Origin of the sequence: Mesorhizobium norvegicum, from assembly GCF_004919685.1 — a bacterium.
Classification (GTDB): Bacteria; Pseudomonadota; Alphaproteobacteria; order Rhizobiales; family Rhizobiaceae; genus Mesorhizobium; species Mesorhizobium norvegicum.
In genome coordinates, this window is record NZ_SMYZ01000177.1 from 1 (window position 1) to 369 (window position 369).

The window sequence follows — 369 nt, forward strand, 5'->3', positions numbered from 1 at the left end:
CAGTGGCGGTACGCTCACCACCGATGACGCCGCGCTCGATCTGTCGGGAATGACTGTCAGCTCCCGTATCGAGAGCAGCTATGCCGGCGGCACCATCTTCACCGTGGCCGACGTCGCCGCGGCGTTCCATGTCTATGGCGGCGGCGGCAACGATACCCTCATCGCCAGCGGCTTCACGCTCTCCGCCAATCAGAGGGACAGCATTTTTCTGAACACTTCTGTCGAGACGATTATCGATGGAAGCGGAACCTATGTGGCGCCCCTGCAACTGACTGCCGGCGCCGATACGCTGGCCTTTGATTCCAGCGACCTGACGAACAGCACGCTGAATGCGACGGCGCCCGATCTAAACCCCACGGACAGCATCGA

1 protein-coding gene is annotated in these 369 nt (G+C 61.5%); it reads left to right on the forward strand.

Annotation, left to right across the window (positions count from 1 at the left end):
• On the forward strand, nucleotides 1–369 hold a 369-nt coding region (locus tag FCU66_RS41510; protein ID WP_168992275.1), incomplete at both ends, for a hypothetical protein.